This window comes from Catellatospora tritici (genome assembly GCF_019083965.1).
In the GTDB taxonomy this organism is placed as follows: domain Bacteria; phylum Actinomycetota; class Actinomycetes; order Mycobacteriales; family Micromonosporaceae; genus Catellatospora; species Catellatospora tritici.
On sequence record NZ_JAHRCY010000001.1, the window covers coordinates 786062 to 805547 of the forward strand.

The 19486-nt window shown below is 70.8% G+C and carries 19 protein-coding genes and 1 tRNA gene; 3 read left to right on the forward strand and 17 right to left on the reverse strand.

What is annotated here, in order from left to right:
• Nucleotides 1-40 precede the first annotated feature (40 nt).
• The 7 genes from KUA19_RS03445 to KUA19_RS03475 form a co-directional block, all read right to left on the reverse strand.
• A complete protein-coding gene (locus KUA19_RS03445) occupies nucleotides 41-1330 on the reverse strand; it encodes a sulfate adenylyltransferase subunit 1 (protein WP_217394549.1) in 1290 nt (429 codons plus the stop codon).
• Nucleotides 1330-2289, reverse strand: coding sequence for a sulfate adenylyltransferase subunit CysD (gene cysD / locus KUA19_RS03450; protein WP_217394550.1), 960 nt, complete (start codon nucleotides 2287-2289; stop codon nucleotides 1330-1332). Before cysD ends, KUA19_RS03445 begins: the two co-directional genes overlap by 1 nt.
• Nucleotides 2290-2352: 63 nt before the next feature.
• Nucleotides 2353-3138, reverse strand: a complete 786-nt coding sequence (locus KUA19_RS03455) for a 3'(2'),5'-bisphosphate nucleotidase CysQ (RefSeq protein ID WP_217394705.1) — start codon at nucleotides 3136-3138, stop codon at nucleotides 2353-2355.
• A complete protein-coding gene (locus tag KUA19_RS03460; RefSeq protein WP_217394551.1) occupies nucleotides 3135-4793 on the reverse strand; it encodes a sugar transferase in 1659 nt (552 codons plus the stop codon). Before KUA19_RS03460 ends, KUA19_RS03455 begins: the two co-directional genes overlap by 4 nt.
• A 153-nt stretch (nucleotides 4794-4946) precedes the next feature.
• The gene (pth, locus tag KUA19_RS03465; RefSeq protein ID WP_217394552.1) at nucleotides 4947-5543 is read right to left on the reverse strand and encodes an aminoacyl-tRNA hydrolase; all 597 of its coding nucleotides are present in this window, start codon (nucleotides 5541-5543) and stop codon (nucleotides 4947-4949) included.
• Nucleotides 5544-5647: 104 nt separating this feature from the next.
• Complete coding sequence (locus KUA19_RS03470) at nucleotides 5648-6280, reverse strand: 50S ribosomal protein L25/general stress protein Ctc (protein ID WP_217394553.1); 633 nt, start codon at nucleotides 6278-6280, stop codon at nucleotides 5648-5650.
• A gap of 348 nt (nucleotides 6281-6628) precedes the next feature.
• A complete protein-coding gene (locus tag KUA19_RS03475) occupies nucleotides 6629-7609 on the reverse strand; it encodes a ribose-phosphate diphosphokinase (RefSeq protein ID WP_217394554.1) in 981 nt (326 codons plus the stop codon).
• 224 nt (nucleotides 7610-7833) lie between these two features.
• On the opposite strand from KUA19_RS03475, the gene KUA19_RS03480 reads away from it, so the two are divergent.
• Nucleotides 7834-8067 carry a helix-turn-helix domain-containing protein gene (locus tag KUA19_RS03480; RefSeq protein ID WP_217394555.1) on the forward strand — a complete coding sequence of 78 codons (234 nt, stop codon included), beginning with the start codon at nucleotides 7834-7836 and terminating at the stop codon, nucleotides 8065-8067.
• A gap of 42 nt (nucleotides 8068-8109) precedes the next feature.
• On the opposite strand, the gene glmU is transcribed toward KUA19_RS03480, so the two are convergent.
• The 3 genes from glmU to KUA19_RS03495 all read right to left on the reverse strand — a co-directional run bounded on the left by glmU (nucleotide 8110) and on the right by KUA19_RS03495 (nucleotide 10377).
• On the reverse strand, nucleotides 8110-9549 hold the full coding sequence (glmU, locus tag KUA19_RS03485; protein ID WP_308167304.1) for a bifunctional UDP-N-acetylglucosamine diphosphorylase/glucosamine-1-phosphate N-acetyltransferase GlmU: 1440 nt from the start codon (nucleotides 9547-9549) through the stop codon (nucleotides 8110-8112).
• 31 nt (nucleotides 9550-9580) lie between these two features.
• Nucleotides 9581-9652: transfer RNA gene (locus tag KUA19_RS03490), tRNA-Gln, on the reverse strand.
• A 14-nt stretch (nucleotides 9653-9666) separates the two neighbouring features.
• Nucleotides 9667-10377: a helix-turn-helix domain-containing protein gene (locus tag KUA19_RS03495; RefSeq protein WP_217394556.1), complete on the reverse strand. Its 711-nt coding sequence runs from the start codon at nucleotides 10375-10377 to the stop codon at nucleotides 9667-9669.
• A 136-nt stretch (nucleotides 10378-10513) separates the two neighbouring features.
• On the opposite strand from KUA19_RS03495, the gene KUA19_RS03500 reads away from it, so the two are divergent.
• Nucleotides 10514-11503: an acyl-CoA desaturase gene (locus tag KUA19_RS03500; RefSeq protein WP_217394557.1), complete on the forward strand. Its 990-nt coding sequence runs from the start codon at nucleotides 10514-10516 to the stop codon at nucleotides 11501-11503.
• A gap of 137 nt (nucleotides 11504-11640) precedes the next feature.
• Nucleotides 11641-12252, forward strand: coding sequence for a TetR/AcrR family transcriptional regulator (locus KUA19_RS03505; RefSeq protein ID WP_217394707.1), 612 nt, complete (start codon nucleotides 11641-11643; stop codon nucleotides 12250-12252).
• Between the two features lie 28 nt (nucleotides 12253-12280).
• Here KUA19_RS03505 and KUA19_RS03510 read toward each other — a convergent pair whose 3' ends face one another.
• From KUA19_RS03510 to KUA19_RS03540, 7 genes are all read right to left on the reverse strand, one after another.
• Complete coding sequence (locus KUA19_RS03510) at nucleotides 12281-12781, reverse strand: DUF4383 domain-containing protein (RefSeq protein WP_217394558.1); 501 nt, start codon at nucleotides 12779-12781, stop codon at nucleotides 12281-12283.
• A 269-nt stretch (nucleotides 12782-13050) separates the two neighbouring features.
• The gene (locus tag KUA19_RS03515; RefSeq protein WP_217394559.1) at nucleotides 13051-13470 is read right to left on the reverse strand and encodes a DUF4383 domain-containing protein; all 420 of its coding nucleotides are present in this window, start codon (nucleotides 13468-13470) and stop codon (nucleotides 13051-13053) included.
• A 62-nt stretch (nucleotides 13471-13532) separates the two neighbouring features.
• The gene (locus KUA19_RS03520; RefSeq protein WP_217394560.1) at nucleotides 13533-15335 is read right to left on the reverse strand and encodes an ABC-F family ATP-binding cassette domain-containing protein; all 1803 of its coding nucleotides are present in this window, start codon (nucleotides 15333-15335) and stop codon (nucleotides 13533-13535) included.
• A gap of 8 nt (nucleotides 15336-15343) precedes the next feature.
• Entirely contained in the window at nucleotides 15344-16303 is a 960-nt protein-coding gene (locus KUA19_RS03525; RefSeq protein WP_217394561.1) for a 4-(cytidine 5'-diphospho)-2-C-methyl-D-erythritol kinase, read from the reverse strand.
• A gap of 24 nt (nucleotides 16304-16327) precedes the next feature.
• Entirely contained in the window at nucleotides 16328-17185 is an 858-nt protein-coding gene (gene rsmA / locus KUA19_RS03530; RefSeq protein WP_308167305.1) for a 16S rRNA (adenine(1518)-N(6)/adenine(1519)-N(6))-dimethyltransferase RsmA, read from the reverse strand.
• A 9-nt stretch (nucleotides 17186-17194) separates the two neighbouring features.
• The gene (locus KUA19_RS03535) at nucleotides 17195-18517 is read right to left on the reverse strand and encodes a cytochrome P450 (protein WP_217394562.1); all 1323 of its coding nucleotides are present in this window, start codon (nucleotides 18515-18517) and stop codon (nucleotides 17195-17197) included.
• Between the two features lie 30 nt (nucleotides 18518-18547).
• On the reverse strand, nucleotides 18548-19405 hold the full coding sequence (locus KUA19_RS03540; RefSeq protein ID WP_217394563.1) for a TatD family hydrolase: 858 nt from the start codon (nucleotides 19403-19405) through the stop codon (nucleotides 18548-18550).
• Between the last annotated feature and the right edge of the window lie 81 nt (nucleotides 19406-19486).

Below are 19486 nucleotides of genomic sequence, written 5' to 3' on the forward strand. Positions count from 1 at the left end.
GGCCTCGCCCCGCACGACGGTGCGCCGGGGCGGGGCGAGGTCAGGAGGCTTCGATGATCATTCCGGCGCCGACCGTGCGGTTGGTCGACTCGTCGATGATGATGAAGCCGCCCGTGGTGCGGTTACGGCGGTACTCGTCGGCCAGCAGCGGGATCGTGGTGCGCAGCTTCACCCGGCCGATGTCGTTGAGGCCCAGCTTCGGTGCGTCCTCGTCGCGGTGCAACGTGTTCACGTCGAGCCGGTAGTGCAGCTCGCGCACGATCGCCCGCGCCGTGCGGGTGGTGTGCTTGATGGTGTACTTCGCGCCCACGGCCAGCGGCTTGGACTCGTCCATCCAGCAGACCAGCGCCTCGATGTCCTGGGCGACGGCCGGGGTGTTGTTCGGGCGGCAGATCATGTCGCCGCGCGAGATGTCCAGCTCGTCTTCCAGCCGCACCGTCACCGACATGGGTGGGAACGCCTCGGGCACGGGGCCGTCGGCGGTCTCCACCGACGCCACGCGGGTGGTCATGCCACTGGGCAGCACCATCACCTCGTCGCCGGGCTTGATGACGCCCGAGGCGACCTGTCCGGCGTAGCCGCGGTAGTCGGTGACCACGGTCGACTGCGGGCGGATCACGTACTGCACCGGGAAGCGCACGTCGACCAGGTTGCGGTCGGAGGCGATGTGCACGTGCTCCAGGTGGTGCAGCAGCGACGGGCCGTCGTACCAGGGCATGTTGGGCGAGCGGGAGACGATGTTGTCGCCCTGCAGCGCCGAGATCGGGATGATCGCCAGGTCGGTGATGTCGAGCTTGGCCGCGAACGAGGTGAACTCGTCGACGATCTTGTCGTACACCTCCTGGGACCAGTCCACCAGGTCCATCTTGTTGACGCACAGCACCAGGTGCGGCACCCGCAGCAGCGAGCACAGGAACGCGTGCCGCCGCGACTGCTCCACGATGCCCTTGCGCGCGTCGACCAGCACCAGCGCCAGGTCGGCAGTGGAGGCACCGGTGACCATGTTGCGGGTGTACTGGATGTGCCCCGGGGTGTCGGCGATGATGTACTTGCGCCGCGGGGTGTTGAAGTAGCGGTACGCCACGTCGATGGTGATGCCCTGCTCGCGCTCGGCGCGCAGGCCGTCGGTGAGCAGCGCCAGGTTGGTGTACTCGTCACCGCGCGCGGCGGAGGCCGCCTCGACGGCTTCCCACTGGTCGGTGAACAGCGACTTGGTGTCGTACAGCAGGCGCCCGATCAGGGTGGACTTGCCGTCGTCGACACTGCCCGCCGTCGCGAAGCGCAGCAGGTCCGCCCGCTGCCCAATGGTCGGTTCCGCAACTGCGGTCATCAGAAGTACCCCTCACGCTTACGGTCTTCCATCGCGGCCTCGCTGACCTTGTCGTCACCACGGGTGGCGCCGCGCTCGGTCACCCGGGTCGCCGCCACCTCCGCGATGACCTTCTCCACCGTGTCGGCGTCGGAGGCCACCGCCGCCGTCAGGGTCGCGTCGCCGACGGTGCGGTAGCGCACCCGCTCGGTGAACACGCGCTCGCCGTCACGGGCGGCCAGGAACTCGTTGACCCCGAACAGCATGCCGTCGCGCTCGACGACCTGCCGGTCGTGGGCGTAGTAGATCGAGGGCAGCGGGATGTCCTCGCGGCCGATGTAGTGCCAGATGTCCAGCTCGGTCCAGTTCGACAGCGGGAACACCCGGATCGACTCGCCGGGGTGGTGCCGCCCGTTGTACAGCGACCACAGCTCGGGGCGCTGGTTCTTCGGGTCCCACTGGCCGAACTCGTCGCGGAACGAGAACACCCGCTCCTTGGCGCGGGCCTTCTCCTCGTCGCGGCGGGCGCCGCCGAACAGCGCGTCGAAGCGGTACTTGTCGACCGCGTCGAGCAGCACCGGCGTCTGGATCCGGTTGCGGGAACCGCCCGCGGGCTCGGTGACCAGGCCCCGGGCCAGCGCCTCGGGCACGCTGGCCACGACCAGCTGCAGGCCCAGCTCGGCCACGCGCCGGTCGCGGTACTCGATGACCTCGTGGAAGTTGTGGCCGGTGTCGACGTGCATCACCGGGAACGGGATCCGTCCGGGCGCGAACGCCTTCTGCGCCAGCCGCAGCATCACGATCGAGTCCTTGCCCCCGGAGAACAGCAGCACGGGACGCTCGAACTCGGCCACCACCTCCCGCATCACGAAGATGCTCTCGGCTTCGAGCGCGTCCAGGTGCGAGAACCGGTACGCAGCCGGCGTCGGTTCGCCGCTCGCGGATCGGACCTCGCCGCGGCTTTCCGGGGCTGGCTGCATCATTTCCGACCTTTCCTAGTTCTTTACTCGGGAATTCACCTTACCGGTGCTTACGGGCGCCGATCAACGATGCTGTGAGATCGCCGACAGCAGGTCAGCGCCCAGATCCCTACGGCATACCAGAAGATCCGGCAGACTCGCGGTGCCCTGGTTGTAAACAAGAGGTGAACCATCCACCCGGGAGGTGTGCAGGCCCGCCGCCGCGGCCACGGCGACCGGTGCCGCCGAGTCCCACTCGTACTGGCCGCCGTCGTGGATGTAGGCGTCGACGTCCCCGGTCACCACGGCGGCGATCTTCGCACCGGCCGAGCCCATCGGCACCAGCTGGGCGCCGATCGTCTCCGCCAGGGCGGTCAGGAACGCGGGCGGACGGGTGCGGCTGGTCGCGATACGGATCGGACCGCCTGCGGCCGCCTCGGCCGACAGCGGCGGGTACGCCGGGGGCGGCTCGCTGCCGAGCACCCGACGCTGCGCGGGCAGCGCCACCGCACCGGTGGCCAGCACGCCCTCGTCGGCGCCGGTGCGCCGCCACAGCGCCACGTGCACGGCCCAGTCGTCGCGACCGGCCTCGCCGAACTCGCGGGTGCCGTCCAGCGGGTCGATGATCCACAGCCGGGAGGCGGCCAGGCGGGCCGGGTCGTCCACGCCCTCCTCGCTGAGCACCGCGTCGGCGGGCCGCCAGCGGGCCAGCTCGGTCATGATCATGTCGTGGGAGCGCTTGTCACCGGCCTCGCGCAGCCGCGCGGGGTCGTCGAACCCCAGCTCGTCTCGCAGGGACAGCAGGAGGTCGCCGGCTTGACGGGCCAGCCATACGGCGAAAGCGCCGTCCTCGACGGGTGGCATCTTCAGTACGCTCCAGAGCTTCGGACAACGGCGGTCAGTGTACGCAGGAGAATGAGCAGGTCCATGGACATTGACCAGTTCTCGACGTAACGAAGGTCCAAACGGACAGCCTCCTCCCAGGGCAAGTCCGACCGACCGGACACCTGCCACAGGCCGGTCATCCCCGGCTTGACGGCCAACCGGCGACGCACGTCGTCCGCATAGGCGGCCACCTCGACCGGCAACGGCGGCCGCGGCCCCACCAGTGACATCTGCCCCAGCAGCACGTTGATCAGCTGCGGCAGCTCGTCCAGCGAGTAGCGGCGCATCCACTTGCCCATCGCCGTCACGCGCGGGTCATCACGGATCTTGAAGAGCACCCCGTCGTGCTCGTTGAGATGCCGCAGCTCGGCAAGCCGGGCCTCGGCATCGGTGTACATGGTACGGAACTTGAAGATGACGAACTCACGCCCGTCGCGCCCCACCCGCACCTGCCGGAAGAGTGCCGGACCCGGCGAGTCCATCCGCAGCGCCATCGCGGTCACCAGCAGCAGCGGCGCGAAGGCCACCAGCAGCAGGGCCGCCCCGGTCCGATCCATCAGCTCCTTGACCACCCGGCTGCCGCCCGACAGCCGCGGATGCTCCACGTGCAGCATCGGCAGGCCGTCCACCGGCCGGATCGTGGTGCGGTCACCGGCCACGTCCACCAGGGCGCTCGCCACGATCAGGTCGATCTCGTCGCGCTCCAACTGCCACGCCATCCGGCGCAGCGCGTGCCCGTCCAGCTCCGGACAACTCAGCACGATCACCGTGTCCGCCCCGGCGGCACGCACCGCCGCGGCGACGTCGTCGAACGTGCCGTACACGGGCAGGCCGATGCGGCCGTCGCTGCCGCGCGGCACACACGCCCCGACCACCTCCAGCCCGTGGAACCGCTCGCGGCCCAGCTGCCGGGCCAGGCCGATGATCGCCAGCTCGTGGCCGACCACCACCACCCGGCGCAGGCACTCGCCGCGCTCGCGGCGCCGGTGCAGCCGCTTGCGGATCAGGAACCGGGTCACCACCAGCGTCCCGGTCGCGGCGGGCAGCGCGATCAGCACGTACGAGCGGGCCGTGGGCAGCTCGAACGCGTACGACCCGACCGCCACCGTCGCGATCACCCACAGGCCGCCGCGCAGCACCCGGTCGTACTCCTGGGTGCCCACGTAGAGGAAGCGGCGGTCGTACGCCCGGGTCAGCGCCAGCGAGGCCATCAGCGCGAACGGCAGCAGCGACGACAGCAGTACGTACGTGCGGGTGAACGGGGTGACCTGCGGACCGAAGCGCAGGATGAACGCGAGCAACCCCGCCGCCGCGCCGACCAGCAGGTCCGTGCCGAGCAGGGTAAGCAGGTAGCGCTGCTCCCAGCCCTTGCGGCGGTCCAGCACGCGCACCGGCGTGCCGATGTGGGTACTGCCGCCCACCGGCCGCCGTCCCGTGCCGGGGCGGTGCCGCGGCGCTTCCACCGGCGGCAGCGTCGGCTGCTGCGGACGGACCGCGACCAGCCCTACCGGAGCCGGACTGAACGGGGCCGGACCGGCCGGAGTCGGCCCGCTGGCGAAGTCGAGCGGCGAATCAGCGGTGCGGTGGCGCTGGCGGTAGGGCCGCGGCCCCCGTCGGTCGTCGTCACGCCGCTGCTCCATTGGCACGCCCCCCGTCAGCGACGGCGCACCCGGAACCGACGGCACAGCCTGACCGTTCCCGCGCACGACGCTCTCTCGGCGCCACCGCGGGCCTTCCCGTGATGCCGCGGGCGCGCCTGCCCGTACAACGCGGCACCAGCGCAAATGTGACGGTCAGGCGGTGTGGTACGTCTGCTGCGCCGCGCCCAGGCCCTGCCGGATGACCGCCTCCACCGCGTCGGCCGCCCGGTCGACCAGGAACTCCAGCTCCTTGCGCTCGGCGGCGGAGAAGTCCGACAGCACGAAGTCGGCCGGATCCTGGCGGCCCGGCGGCCGTCCGATGCCGAACCGCACCCGCAGGTATTCCTTCGTGGCCAGCGACTTGGTCATCGACCGCAGGCCGTTGTGGCCGCCCTCGCCGCCGCCGATCTTCAACCGCAGCTGACCGTACGGGATGTCCAGCTCGTCGTGGACCGCGATCACCTGCTCGGGCGGGATCTTGTAGAACTGGCACAGTGCCGCCACCGGCGCCCCGGAGAGGTTCATGTACGTCAGCGGCTTGGCCAGCACCAGCCGCGGCGCGTCCACGCCGAAGCCCAGCCGACCCTCCGCCACGTCGGCCACCGCCTTGCGGTGCCGCCCGAACGAACCGCCGGCGCGCTTGCCCAGCAGCTCGGCGACCATGAAGCCGACGTTGTGCCGGTTGCCCGCGTACTGCGGCCCCGGATTGCCCAGCCCCACGATCAGCCAGGGTGCGGCGGCCTGCTCCATGACACTCCCTCAGATGCGGACGTGGCGCCCTGCCAAGCTACTACGGCTCGGCGGGCGCCACGATCTACGGTGCGGTTCGCAAGCCGCGCAGCGGCTCGCGGAACTCAGGCCTCGACGGCCACGGGCTCCTCGGCGGCCTCCTCGGCCCCCTCCACGGCAGCCTCGGCGGTCTCGCCCTCGAGCTGCTCGGCGGTCGGGGCCAGGCTCACCACGGCGACGATGGTCTCGGCGTCGGCGACCAGCGCGGCGCCGCGCGGCAGCTTGACGTCACCGGCGGTGACGTGCGAACCGGCCTCCAGGCCCTCGATCGAGACCTCGAGGAACTCCGGCAGGTGCAGCGCCTCGGCGACGATGGCGATCTTGTCGTGCTCGGTCATGACCAGCGTGCCCTTGGCGGCCTCGCCGACCAGGTGCACCGGCACCTCGACGGTGACCTGCTCGCCGCGCTTCACGATCACCAGGTCGATGTGCTCGAAGGTGTCCTTCAGCGGGTCGCGCTGGATGGCCTTCGGCAGCGCCAGGGTCTTGGTGCCGTCCGAGCTGACCAGCTCGAAGACGGTGTTGATGCCGCCGTGGCGGATGGCGGCGGCGAACTCGCGGGCCGGAACGGCGATGTGGCGCGGGGCCTCACCGTGACCGTAGACGACGGCGGGCACCAGGCCCGCGCGACGGGTGCGGCGCGCGCCGCCCTTGCCGAACTCGGTACGCGGCTCGGCGCTGATCTTTACCTCAGACACGATTGATTCTCCTGCTCAACGGGTAGCTGCTTGTCGTCAGGCCGAGCGGACGAGGGCGCGCGGGGTGACGTAACCCGGAGCACCGCGTCGATCACGGCGCCGTCAACAGGCATCTCTACCCGCAGGGCACCCTCGCCGTGGCAACCCGCCCAGCTTACCCGACCAATCCGGGCGCTTTCGTCGGGGTCCCCGTGTCGCCGCTCACGACCCCACCACGCCCCGCACCTGTATCCCCACCCGCCTTTAGATCGACACTGGCCTATCCGGAAGACGGAAAGTCGAAATCCGTCTTCTGGATAGGCCAGTGTCGATGCAAAGTGGCGGGGGTGGCGCGGCCCCGCCCGAAGATCAGCTGAGGCCGCCGAAGAGGGTGGTCACCGAGCCGTCGTCGAAGACCTCGCGGATGGCGCGGGCCACCAGTGGCGCGATCGACAGCACCGTCAGCTTGTCGAACTGCTTCTCCGGCCCCAGCGGCAACGTGTTGGTCACGATGACCTCGCTGATCCGACTGTTCTTCAGCCGCTCCGTCGCCGGGTCCGAGTGCACCGGGTGCGTCGTCGCCACGATCACGTCCGCGGCGCCGTTGTCGAACAGGATGTCGGCGGCCTTGCAGATCGTGCCCGCCGTGTCGATCATGTCGTCGACCAGGATGCAGGTGCGCCCGGCCACCTCGCCGATGACCCGGTTCGCCACCACCTGGTTCGGCTTGAGCGGATCGCGGGTCTTGTGGATGAACGCCAGCGGACAGCCGCCCAGGCGGTCGGTCCAGCGCTCGCCGACCCGCACCCGGCCCGAGTCCGGCGAGACCACGGTCAGGTCGCGGTGGCCGTAGTTGGCCTCCACGTACCCGGCCAGCACGTCCATCGCGAACAGGTGGTCGACTGGGCCGTCGAAGAAGCCCTGGATCTGCGCGGTGTGCAGGTCGACGGTGAGGATGCGGTTGGCGCCGGCGGTCCGGAGCAGGTCCGCGATCAGGCGGGCCGAGATCGGCTCGCGGCCGCGGTGCTTCTTGTCCTGGCGGGCGTACGGGTAGAACGGCAGCACCACCGTGATCCGCTTGGCCGAGCCGCGCTTGGCGGCGTCCACCATCAGCAGCGTCTCCATGATCCATTTATTCACGGGTGCTGACATGGACTGCACGATGAAGGCGTCGGACCCACGGACCGACTCCTTGTAACGGACGAACGTCTCACCACTGGCGAAGTCGTACGCGGTGGTCGGGGTCACACCAACCCCGAGCACCTCCCCGATCTCCTCCGCGAGCTCGGGATACGCCCGGCCGGAGAAGAGCATCAGGTTCTTACGGTTCTCCGTGACGATGCTGCCCATCGGCTCCGCCCTTCACGATGGCCTAAGGCCGGTATCCCCATTTTCGCCTCATCCTCTCCCGCCACCGGCCGAAGCGTCGAACAAGGCCGCCCGCTGGTGCGGCAGATCACCGCCTCGTGGACCTGCTCCGTTCACCCGCAGGTCAACCGAGGCCGCCTTGCCCGTGTCGAACACCGGGCGCTACCTTCATATGGCACTAGAAGGTTTGTGGGGAGAGAGCCGGGATGGGGCGCGAACGGTCCGAGGAGCCGACTGTCATACAGCGGCGCATCCTCCTGCTGCTTGCTGCCGGATTCACCGTGCAGACCATCACCAAGCTGGTCTTCCTCAGCGAACGCGCCGTGCACGACCACATCGCCGTGCTGAAGCAGACCACCGGCGCCAAGAACCAGTTCTCCCTCGGCGCCGAGGCCGCCAAGCGCGGCTGGCTCGACGAGGACGAAGGCAAGCAGCGCTGATCCGGCGTCCGCGCCGCGGCCTTGATCGGCAACCGCAGCCGCCTAGCCTTCGGTGGGCGCCTGCTCCGACTGCTCGGCCAGCGCTCGCGCTGCCGCCTCGGCACCGGCGCTGCCCGGACGGGCCCGCTTGACCCAGCCCTCGATGTTGCGCTGGTGCGCCCGCGCGACTGCCAGTGCGCCCGGGGGCACATCCTTGTCGACCACCGAACCGGCCGCCGTGTACGCCCCGTCGCCGACCCGCACCGGCGCCACGAACGTCGTGTCACAGGCCGTCTTCACGTGCGAGCCGATCACGGTGTGGCTCTTGGTGGCCCCGCTGTAGTTCGCGAACAGGTTCCCGGCGCCGATGTTGGTCTGCTCGCCGATCGTCGCGTCCCCCACGTACGTCAGGTGCGGCACCTTGGTGCCCTCACCCAACGACGCGTTCTTGATCTCGACGAACGTGCCGACCTTGCCCTTGCGGCCGATCACCGCACCCGGCCGCAGATACGCGTACGGACCGACGCTGACGTTCGGGCCGATCTGCGCCTGCACCGCGTGCGCGCGCACCACCTGGGCCTGCTCGCCCACCACGGTGTCGATCAGCGTCACGTCCGGGCCGACCACCGCGCCGGTGGCGACCGACGTCGCGCCGCGCAGCTGCACGTTCGGCTCCAGCACCGCGTCGCGCTCCACCGTCACCGTGGCGTCGACCCAGGTCGTGGCCGGGTCGATGATCGTCACGCCGGACTTCATCAGCGCCGTGTTGATCCGGTCGCGCATCAGCGCCCGCAGCGCCGCCAGCTCCGCCCGATCGTTGCAGCCCAGCGTCTCGGTGTGGTCGACGGCCAGGTGCACCCGCACCGGCGCGCCCTCGGCGACCAGCAACCCGAACACATCGGTGAGGTACTCCTCGCCCTGGTCGTTGTGGGTGTTCAGCTTCGTCAGCGCCAGCCGCAGCGCGGCCGCGTCGAAGGCGTAGATGCCCGCGTTGATCTCGCGGACCGCGCGCTCGTCGGCGCTCGCGTCGCGCTCCTCGACGATGCGCACCAGCGCCCCGTCGGCGTCGCGGATCAGGCGGCCCAGGCCGGACGGGTCCGGGACGGTCGCGCCCAGCACCGTCGCGGCGGCCCCCGCCGACTCGTGCGTGGTGACCAGCTCGGTGAGCGTCTGCTCGCGCAGCAGCGGAACGTCGCCGTTGAGCACGATCACGGTGCCGTCGGCCTCGGTCAGCGCCTCGAGCGCGATGCGCACCGCGTGGCCGGTGCCGTTCTGCTGCTCCTGCAGCGCGGTCCGGGCGTCCGGGGCGACCTCGGCCAGGTGCGCGGCGACCTGGTCGGCGCGGTGGCCGACGACGACCAGGGTCTGCGCGTCCAGCGGCGCGGCGGCGGCCAGCACGTGGCCGACCAGCGAGCGGCCGAGCAGCGGGTGGAGCACCTTGGGCAGGTCCGACTTCATCCGCTTGCCCTCGCCCGCAGCGAGAACGATCACCGTACGAGTCACGAGCCGCCCATCTCCTTACATAGCTTGCAAGCTGGGGCGCCTGGACTCGAACCAGGACCTTCCACATTCAAAGTGTGGTGAGCTGCCATTACTCCACGCCCCATCCGGGGGCAAAGCTTATCGTGGTTCGCCTGCGACCGCCGCACCGGTGCGGCGGTCGATTTCGTCGATGATGCCCTCGATCCGCCAGTAGAGCTCACGCCTGCGCCGCGCGGTCACCACAAGGCAGCCGTGGTAGCCCTCGGCCTGATTATGTCTCGTGCTGGTGGGCTTGTGCCGTTTCAGGGTCGCACGGCGAAAACACGACAGCGGCACGTCGAGTTGCCCGGCCCACCACAACTCGGCCTCAGCCGGGTCTGCCGTCTCGTGGATGCTCACCCGATAGATGAGTTCCGAGCGGCTGACGCCGATGGACTCCAGAAACCTGATGAAGATCCGCAGCAACCTTGGGTCGGTGTTGGTGACAGTCACCCGCCCGTCGTTGGCGCGCCAGGGTTTCTCCTTGGTGCCCTCACACCAGAAGATCACCGCACCGACCAGTGCCAACTCGTGCGCGGTCAGCTCGCCGACGAGAGCCTGGCCTGCCGCTCGCTCGGCGTCGCGCCGCTGGGCCGTCTCCACCCGGTGCGAGCCCCAGCGCGCATCGGTCATGGCCTGGGAGTGCCTTCTGCGCCGCTCGGCGGCGTCCGCGTCCGAGTCGAGCGGGATGTGCCGCACCCATTGGAACGCGGTCGACCGGGCCACCCCGAGCTGCTTCGCGATCTCCGGAACGGAGCCGCCCGATAGGCGCAGTTCGACGGCTCGAGTACGCAGTTCCGGCTTGGCCATGGGGTCACGCTAAGACGGGCGTACGACATCCGCGCGCAGGAAATTCCCGCAGGACCTCTGTCAAACTACGGAGCCGTAGGTTACGGTAACGTAGGTAGGCTCTTAGTCCATCTGCTCCCTGCTCCAGTGAGGTGCCATGACCACCGTGACCGTCGACACGCCCACCGGAGCAGCGGCCCCCGCCCGGGGCCAGAAGCCGCTGACCGAGGGCAACCAGTCGAAGGGCACCCTGATCGGCCTGTGGGCCTTCGTGGTGCTGCCGTTCCTGGCCCTGTTCGCGGCGGTGCCGGTCGCCTGGGGCGGCTTCCTGGGCTGGACCGACGTCGCGATCTTCGCGGTGATGTACGTGGTGACCGGCCTGGGCATCACCGTCGGCTACCACCGCTACCTCACGCACAGCTCGTTCAAAGCGACCCGATGGCTGCGGGTGACGCTGGCGGTCTCCGGCGCGATGGCGGTGCAGGGCTCCCCCACGCAGTGGGTCGCCGACCACCGCCGCCACCACCAGTACTCCGACCTGGAGGACGACCCGCACTCGCCGTGGCGCTTCGGCAACTCGGTCAAGGGTCTGGCCAAGGGCCTGTTCCACGCGCACGTCGGCTGGCTGTTCGCCCGCGAGCTGTCCAACCGCGCCCGCTTCGCCCCCGACCTGCTCGCCGACAAGGACATCCAGAAGGTCGACAAGCTGTTCGGCCTGCTGTCGCTGACCACGGCCGTGGCGCCGGGCATCGTCGGCGGCCTGGTCACCTGGTCGTGGCAGGGCGCCCTGACCGCGTTCTTCTGGGCCGGTCTGATCCGCATCGGCCTGCTGCACCACGTCACCTGGTCGATCAACTCGATCTGCCACGTGTACGGCGAGCGTCCGTTCGAGATGCGCGAGGGCGACAAGGCTTCGAACTTCTGGCCGCTGGCGATCCTGTCGTTCGGTGAGAGCTGGCACAACCTGCACCACTCGGACCCGACCAGTGCCCGGCACGGCGTGCTGCGCGGCCAGATCGACATCTCGGCCCGGGTGATCTGGTTCTTCGAGAAGTTCGGCTGGGCCACCAACGTGAAGTGGGCCAAGGAGGACCGGCTCAGGTCGAAGATGGTCGACCGCGACGCCCAGCCCAAGCTGGCCCGGTGACGGCCGAGCTCAACGGCACTCCCCTACCGCCCCCGTCCTCCTGGCAGGATGGGGGCGTGGTCGACGACGCGCGTGAGGTCCGGCAGGCGACGGGCCGACAGCCCGCCGCGCCGCCGAAGAGCGGTTCCCGGGTCCGGATGAGCTTCTCCCAGCGGCGCGAGCAGCTGATCTCGGTGGGGCGGCAGTTGTTCGCCGAGCGCGGTTTCGACGCGACCTCGATCGAGGAGATCGCCTCGCGCGCGAAGGTCTCCAAACCGGTGGTGTACGAGCACTTCGGCGGGAAAGAGGGCCTGTACGCGGTGGTCGTCGACCGCGAGGTGACGGCGCTGCTGACCCGGGTCACGGGCGCGCTGACCGCGGGCCACCCGCGCGAGCTGCTGGAGCAGGCCGCGTTGGCGCTGCTGGACTACATCGAGGAAGAGACGAACGGCTTCCGGGTGCTCGTACGCGAGTCGCCGGTGATGTCGTCGTCGGGCAACTTCTCGTCGGTCCTGAACGATGTCGCGCACCAGGTCGAGCACATCCTGGGCGCCGAGTTCAAGGGCCGTGGCTACGACCCGAAGCTGGCCGAGCTGTACTCCCAGGCGCTGGTGGGCATGGTGGCGCTGACGGGCCGCTGGTGGCTGGAGGTGCGCAAGCCGCGCAAGGAGACGGTGGCCGCGCACCTGGTGAACCTGGCCTGGCACGGCCTGTCGCACCTGGAGTCGAAGCCGACCCTGCTGACGAGCAACCGCAAGAGCGCGAAGTAGGCCGTCGCGGGTCGAGTCCCGTGGTAGGTCAGCCGCGCGTCGCCGAGTGCGGGCGGACGGCGAACTTGTCCCCGGGGCGGGTGCTGTGGCGTAGTACCTCTTCGGCTTCGGACTCGGCGGGGGTACCGGTCTTGCCATACAGTCCGGCGATCATCAGCACGGTGCCGATGAGGAACGACACCACGCAGGTGGCGACCTCGAAGTTGAGTTTGTTCTCCGGGGTCTGCAGCACCAGCAGCATGATCAGCCCGGAGAGCATGAAGACCACGCCGCCCCACAGGTTGATGAAGTGGTCGATGTTGCGGCCGATGATGGCGCCCGCGAGCACGACGGCGCCCACGATGATGGACAGCCACGAGAACGCGGGGTTGGTCTTGAGCCCGAGTGCGTGGATGTCCGCGCGGCTGAAGAAGGGCTCGCCCGCCGTCCGGATGGCACCGACGATCCCGAACGTCAGCAGGTAGGCACCGCTCACACCGGCGAGGAACCGGTACTGCGGCCGGAAACGGTGGTTGATCGGTAGGTGCATATCCGCATTGTGCCCCGATCCGACCCCGCTCGAACCTGATTGCCCGAAGATGCGGACAGTCCGCGATCGGCCGCCGACCGCATCGGTAAAGGAGCGTGACATCGCCGCAGGCGATGTAGCGACGCGCCGATGCGGTCGGCTTCAAAGGCCGATCGCCGCGCCCGCGGAGGCGGGCGCCAACAGTAGAGCCGATCGCCGCGCCCGCGGAGGCGGGCGCCAACAGTAGAGCCGATCGCCGCGCCCGCGAAGGCGGGCGCAAACAGCAGAGCTCAGCGCTTGGCGACGCGGACGTACATGCCCGCGGTGAGCAGGATCGAGCCGATGGCGTACGACACGATGCAGGTCGCCAGCGTGAAGTTGAGGATGTTGTGCTCGGTGCCCATCAGCACCAGCATCGCGGTCCCGACGACGAGGAACGCGCTGCCGACCCAGGTGTCGACGTGGCGGTCGAGGTTGTGGCCGACCAGGGTGGCCAGCAGCACCAGCACCCCGGCGGCCAGGCAGCCGTACGCGAGGGCGGGGTTGGTGGGCAGGCCCAGCGCCTGCGCGTCGCCCGCCGCGAAGAGCGGGTCGCCCTGGCTGTCGAGGAAGCCGAGCACGCCGAACGCGAGCACGAGCAGCCCGGTGAGCAGCGCGAGACCCCGGTAGAGGGGGCGCAGGGAGTGGTTGACGGGCATGTGCGAAGCCATGTCACTGCTCCGAGTGGTGCGAGGGGGGATGACCGGGGCACCCTACCAACCCCCCTCGGTGCTCACTCCTGCCCGATCAGCTCCGCCAGCTCCAGCCACTCGTCCTCGAGCAGACCGCGCTCGTCCTGCAGCGCCTTGAGGCTCGCGTCCAACTCGGCGATCTTGGCGAAGTCGGTGGCGTGCTCGGCCATCTGCGCGTGCAGTTTCTCCTCGCGCTGGTTCAGCTTCTCGATCTGCCGCTCGATGCGCGAGGTCTCCTTCTTGGCCGCCCGGATCTCGCCGGCGCTGGGGCCGCCACCGGTCGGTTTGGCCGGTGCCGCGCTGGGCTGCGAGCGGGTCGTGGCCCCGGCCGGAGCCGGTTCGACCAGGCGCAGGTACTCGTCGACGCCGCCGGGCAGGTGCCGCAGGGTGCCGTCGCCGGGCAGGGCGTAGACCGCGTCACAGACCCGTTCGACCAGGTACCGGTCGTGCGAGGCGACGATCATCGTGCCGGGCCAGGTGTCGAGCAGGTCCTCCAACGACGCCAGGGTGTCGGTGTCGAGGTCGTTGGTGGGCTCGTCGAGGATGAGCACGTTCGGCTCGCCGGCGAGCAGACGCAGCAGCTGCAGGCGGCGGCGTTCGCCACCGGACAGGTCGGCCACGGGCGTCCAGACCCGGCGGTCGGTGAACCCGAACACCTCGGCCAGCTGCGCGGCCGACAGTTCGCGGTCGCCGAGCTTGACCCGCCGGGCGACCTGCTCGACGGCTTCCAACAGGCGCAGCTCGCCGGGCAGTTCGGCCAGCTCCTGGGACAGGAACGCCGGGCGCACGGTCTTGCCCGCGCTGAACCCGCCCGCCTCGCTGACCCCGGCCAGCAGCCGCAGCAGGGTGGACTTGCCCGCGCCGTTGGCGCCGAGCAGGGCGATGCGGTCGCCGGGGCCGACGTGCCAGGTGACCTTGTTCAGGATCAGCTTGGGTCCGGCGTGCAGGGTCACGTCCTCCAGGTCGTACACCTGGCGGCCGAGGCGGGCGGTGGCGAGCTTGGCGAGGGTGACCTCGTCGCGCGGGGCGGGGACGTCCGCGATGAGCGCGTTGGCGGCGTCGATGCGGAACTTGGGCTTGGAGGTGCGGGCCGGCGGACCCCGCCGCAGCCAGGCGATCTCCTTGCGGAGCAGGTTCTGCCGCCGCGACTCGGTGACAGCGGCGACGCGTTCGCGCTCGGCGCGGGCCAGGATCCAGGCCGCGAAGCCGCCGTCGTACGCCCGGACCTGCTGGTCGGCGACTTCCCAGATGTGGTTGCAGACCGCGTCGAGGAACCACCGGTCGTGGGTGACCACGACCAGGGCGCCCTTGAGGCTCTTGTTGAGGTACGCGGCGAGCCAGTTGACGCCCGCGATGTCGAGGTGGTTGGTGGGCTCGTCGAGGATGAGCAGGTCGGCGGGGCGCACCAGCAGCGCGGCCAGGGCGATGCGGCGGCGCTCGCCACCGGACATCGGCCCGACCGGGGTGTCCAGGCCGAGGCCGGGCATGCCGAGGCCGTCGAGGATGGCCCGCACGCCGGCGTCACCGGCCCATTCGTGATCGGCCTCGAACGCGGCGGGCAGCCAGGCGTCGCCGAGCACCACGTCGCGTACGGTCGCCTCGGCGGTCAGCGTCAGTGCCTGCGGCAGGGCGGACACGCGCAGGTCGCGCCGGTGGGTGACCCGGCCGGAGTCGGGGTCCTCGGCCTTGGTGAGCATCCGCAGCAGGGTGGACTTGCCGGAGCCGTTGAGGCCGACCACGCCGATGCGGTCGGCGTCGTCGAGGCCGAGGGAGACGTCGGTGAGCAGGGGGCCGGTCGGACCGTAGCCCTTGCTGACCCGGTCCAGATTGATGATGTTGGCCATGGTGCCGCCTAGCCTATCCGGGCGCCGTGCACCGGGCCGTGCGCGAGCTGTACGCCGCGACACAGGCCCGACTCGGTCAGGGCGGCGGCGACGTCGGCGCCGTGGACGTCGTCACGGGCCAGGAACACACAGGTGGGGCCGCTGCCGGAGACCAGGCTGGCCAGAGCCCCGGCCTTGTCGCCGACGGCGAGCGTCTCGGCCAGCTGCGGGCGCAGCGAGATCGCGGCGGCCTGCAGGTCGTTGCCGAGCGCGGCGGCGAGCACCGCCGGGTCGCGCTGGCGCAGCGCGCTGAGCAGGTCGTCGCTGCTGCCCAGCGGGGCGGGGGCGCGGCCCTCGGCGCGTAGGCGGTCGAGTTCGCCGTACACCTTGGGGGTGAGCAGGCCGCCGTCGGCGAAGGCGACGACCCAGCTCCAGCGGTTGGCGCGGGCGAGCACGGGGCTGACCGCCTCGCCGCGGCCGGTGCCCAGGGCGGTGCCGCCGTAGAGCAGGAACGGGATGTCCGAGCCGAGCTGGGCGGCGATGCGGGCCAGCTCGTCGCGGCCTAGGTTGGTGCCCCACAGCGCGTCGAGGGCGACGAGGGTGGCGGCCGCGTCGGCGGAGCCGCCCGCCAGGCCGCCCGCGAGCGGGATCTGCTTGCGCAGGTGCAGCCGGGCCTGGGCGGGGACCTTGGCGGTGGCGGCCAGGGCGTGGGCGGCCCTGATGACGAGGTTGGAGTCGTCCAGGGCCAGTTCGCCGACGCCGACGCCCTGCATGGTGAGGCTGAGGGTGTCGCCGGAGCGGGCGGTGATCTCGTCGTACAGGGAGATGGCGTGGTAGACGGTGTGCAGTTCGTGGTAGCCGTCGGGGCGGGCCGGGCCTACGCCGAGGTGGAGGTTGATCTTCGCCGGGACGCGTACGCGCACCGGACCCGATGGCACTGCGGCCAGGTCATCGTCATCGCCGTCGCCCAGCGTCCACGCCTCAGTCACGCGCCCAGCCTACTGGCCCCCGATTCACCCCTTCGCAGCGGCGAGGTCGGCGAAGGCGTGCACGTCGAGCTGCTCGCCGCGCGTCTGCGGGTCGATTCCGGCGGCCCGCAGCAGCTCCTCGGCGGCGGGTGCGCCCCCGGCCCACCCGGCCAGCGCCGCCCGCAGGGTCTTGCGCCGCTGCGCGAACGCCGCGTCGACCACCGCGAACACCTTCTCCCGGGCCACGTCGTCGCGCGGCGGCTCCCGCCGGGTGAACGACACCAGCCCCGAGTCCACGTTCGGCACCGGCCAGAACACGGCCGGGGGCACCTTCCCGGCCTGCCGGGACGAGGCGTACCAGGCGAGCTTCACCGACGGCACGCCGTAGATCTTGCTGCCGGGGGCGGCGGTGAGCCGGTCGGCGACCTCCTTCTGCACCATGACCAGTCCGTGCCGTACGCCCGGCAGCTCCGCCAGCAGGTGCAGCACCACCGGCACCGCCACGTTGTACGGCAGATTGGCCACCAGGGCCGTCGGCGCCGGATCGAACTCGGCCGCGGTGACCCGCATCGCGTCGCCACTGTGGACGCTGAGCCGGTCGGTCAGCCCGGGGGCACGCTCGGCGGCGGTGACCGCCAGGGCCGCGGCCAGCGGCGGATCGATCTCGACGGCGTGCACGTGCGCGGCGGCGGGCAGCAGCCCCAGCGTCAGCGAGCCGAGCCCCGGCCCGACCTCGAGGACCACGTCGGCCGGGTCGAGTCCGGCGGCGGCGACGATGCGGCGGATCGTGTTCGGGTCGTGCAGGAAGTTCTGCCCGAACTTCTTGGTCGGCGCGACTCCGAGCCGCGCCGCCAGCTCCCGGATCTCCGCGGGGCCGAGCAGTCTTGCCTGTTCAACGGTCACGGGTCAAGGCTATCGGCGCACGGTCATGGGCAGTCCCCCGGCCGGGCGGATGGTGGCCTGGCCCTGGAGCTTGAGGGTGTGCCCGGCGGGCAGCTCCAGCCGGACCCGGGGCACCAGGGTGGCCAGCACCAGGGCGATCTCGGCTTCGGCGAAGCGGTTGCCGACGCACAGGCGCGGCCCGTCGCCGAACGGCAGGAACGCCTCCCGGCCCGGCTGGGCCCCGTCGGCGAACCGCTCGGGCCGGAACTCGTGCGGCTCGGGCCAGTACTCGGGGTCCAGGTGTACCACGTACGGGCTGAAGAACAGGATGTCGCCCGGCTTGACCGCGTAGCCGCCCAGTTCGGTCGGGGCGACGGGGCTGCGGTCGAGCAGGAACACCGGCGCCCAGCGCCGCAGCGTCTCCTTGACCACCTGGTCCAGGTACGGCAGCCGCCCCAGGTCGGCCATGGTCGGCTCGCGGTCGCCGAGCACCTCGACCAGCTCGGCGCGCAGCCGGTCGGCGATCTCCGGGTGCCGGGCCAGCTCGTAGCAGGCCCAGGTGAGCGCGGTGGCGCTGGTCTCGTGCCCGGCGAAGAACATGGTCAGCAGCTCGTCGCGGATCTCGGCGTCGGTCAGTTGGGGGCCGCCTTCGGCGTCCTTGGCGTTGATCAGCATCGAGAGCAGGTCGGCGCTGTCGGCGCCGGACTCACGGCGACGCCGGATCAGGTCGTACGCGATGGTGTCCATGCGGGCGACGCTGGCCCTGCGCCAGCGGTGCGTCCTCGTCGGCAGCCAGGTCGGCAGGATGCCGAAGGACAGCAGGTACGCGTTGAGCGAGTCGACGAAGTCGTGCACGGCGGCGAAGACCTCGTCGCCGTCGTCGTCCACGGTGAACAGCGACGCCCCGACGATGCGCAACGTCAGCTGGGTCATCTCCTCGACGACGTCGATCCGGGCGCCGTCGGGCCAGCCGTCGAGCAGCCGCCGCGCCTCGGCGGTCATGATCTCGCCGTACCGGGCGATGCGCTGGGTGTGCAGGGTCGGCAGCATGATGCGCCGGTGGCGGCGGTGCTCGGTGCCCTCCCGGGTGAGCAGACCGTCGCCGACGTGGCCCTGCAACAGCCGGGTGGTACGCCACGACTTGGCGAAGTCCTGCGGGCGTTTGACCAGCATCTCGTGCACCAGTTGCGGGTCGGCCACGAGGATCATCGACATCGGACCCATCCGCAGGCGACTGAGGCCGCCGAGCTCGCGGGCGGTGCGGTCGAGGAAGCCGGGCATGTCCCGGTTCATCTCCAGCAGGTGGCCCAGCAGCGGCAGGCCGGGCGGCGACGGGATCGTGGCGGCGGTCACCCCGCCGAGGCTAGGCGAGATCGGCCGCCGTCACCATGGTCCGAAGATCCGGTCGCCGTTGGCGGAGATCGCCTGGCACATCTCGGCCAGCGGCACGCCCCTGGCCTCGGCCAGCGTCCGCACCGTCAACGGGATCAGATAGGACGCGTTGGGGCGGCCCCGGTGCGGCATCGGCGTCAGGTAGGGCGCGTCGGTCTCGACCAGGATCTGCCCGATCGGCGCGAGCGCGGCCGCCTCGCGCAGGTGCGGCGCGTTCTTGAAGGTGACCGTGCCCGCGAACGACAGCGTGAAGCCGCGGCGGCAGCACTCGGCGGCGAACGCGGCGTCGCCGGAGAAGCAGTGCATCACCACGGTTTCCGGGGCGCCTTCGTCGTCGAGCACCCGCAGGATGTCGGCGTGGGCGTCGCGGTCGTGGATGACCAGCGGCTTGCCGACCCGTTTGGCCAGGGCGATGTGGGCGCGGAAGCTGCGTTCCTGCGCGGCCAGACCCGGTTCGCCGGTACGGAAGAAGTCCAGCCCGGTCTCGCCGACGCCCCGTACCCGCGGGTCCTCGGCCAGCTCTTCGATCGACTTGAGCGCACCGTCCAGATCGGATAATCTCGGCGCCTCGTTGGGGTGCAGGGCGACCGTGGCCACCACTGCGCGCTGCGTGTTGGCCAGCTCCACGCCCCACCTCGACGAGGCCACGTCCACGCCGACCTGCACCAGCCGGTTCACTCCGACGGCATTGGCGGCGGCGATCTGGCCGACCGGGTCATCACCCTCGGCGGACACGATGTCCAGGTGCGTGTGGCTGTCCAGCACCGGGTGCGGCAGCGGCTCCGGGGCGGGCGGAAAGTCGTCCCGGGTGCGGGCCTTGGCTCGGGCGGCGCGGTCGGCGGTGGTCATGTTTCCATGATCTCACCGGGCCCGGCGACGTTTTCCCGACACCTAAACAGCCCGCGTTCAGACCTTGTTCACCTCCCCCTC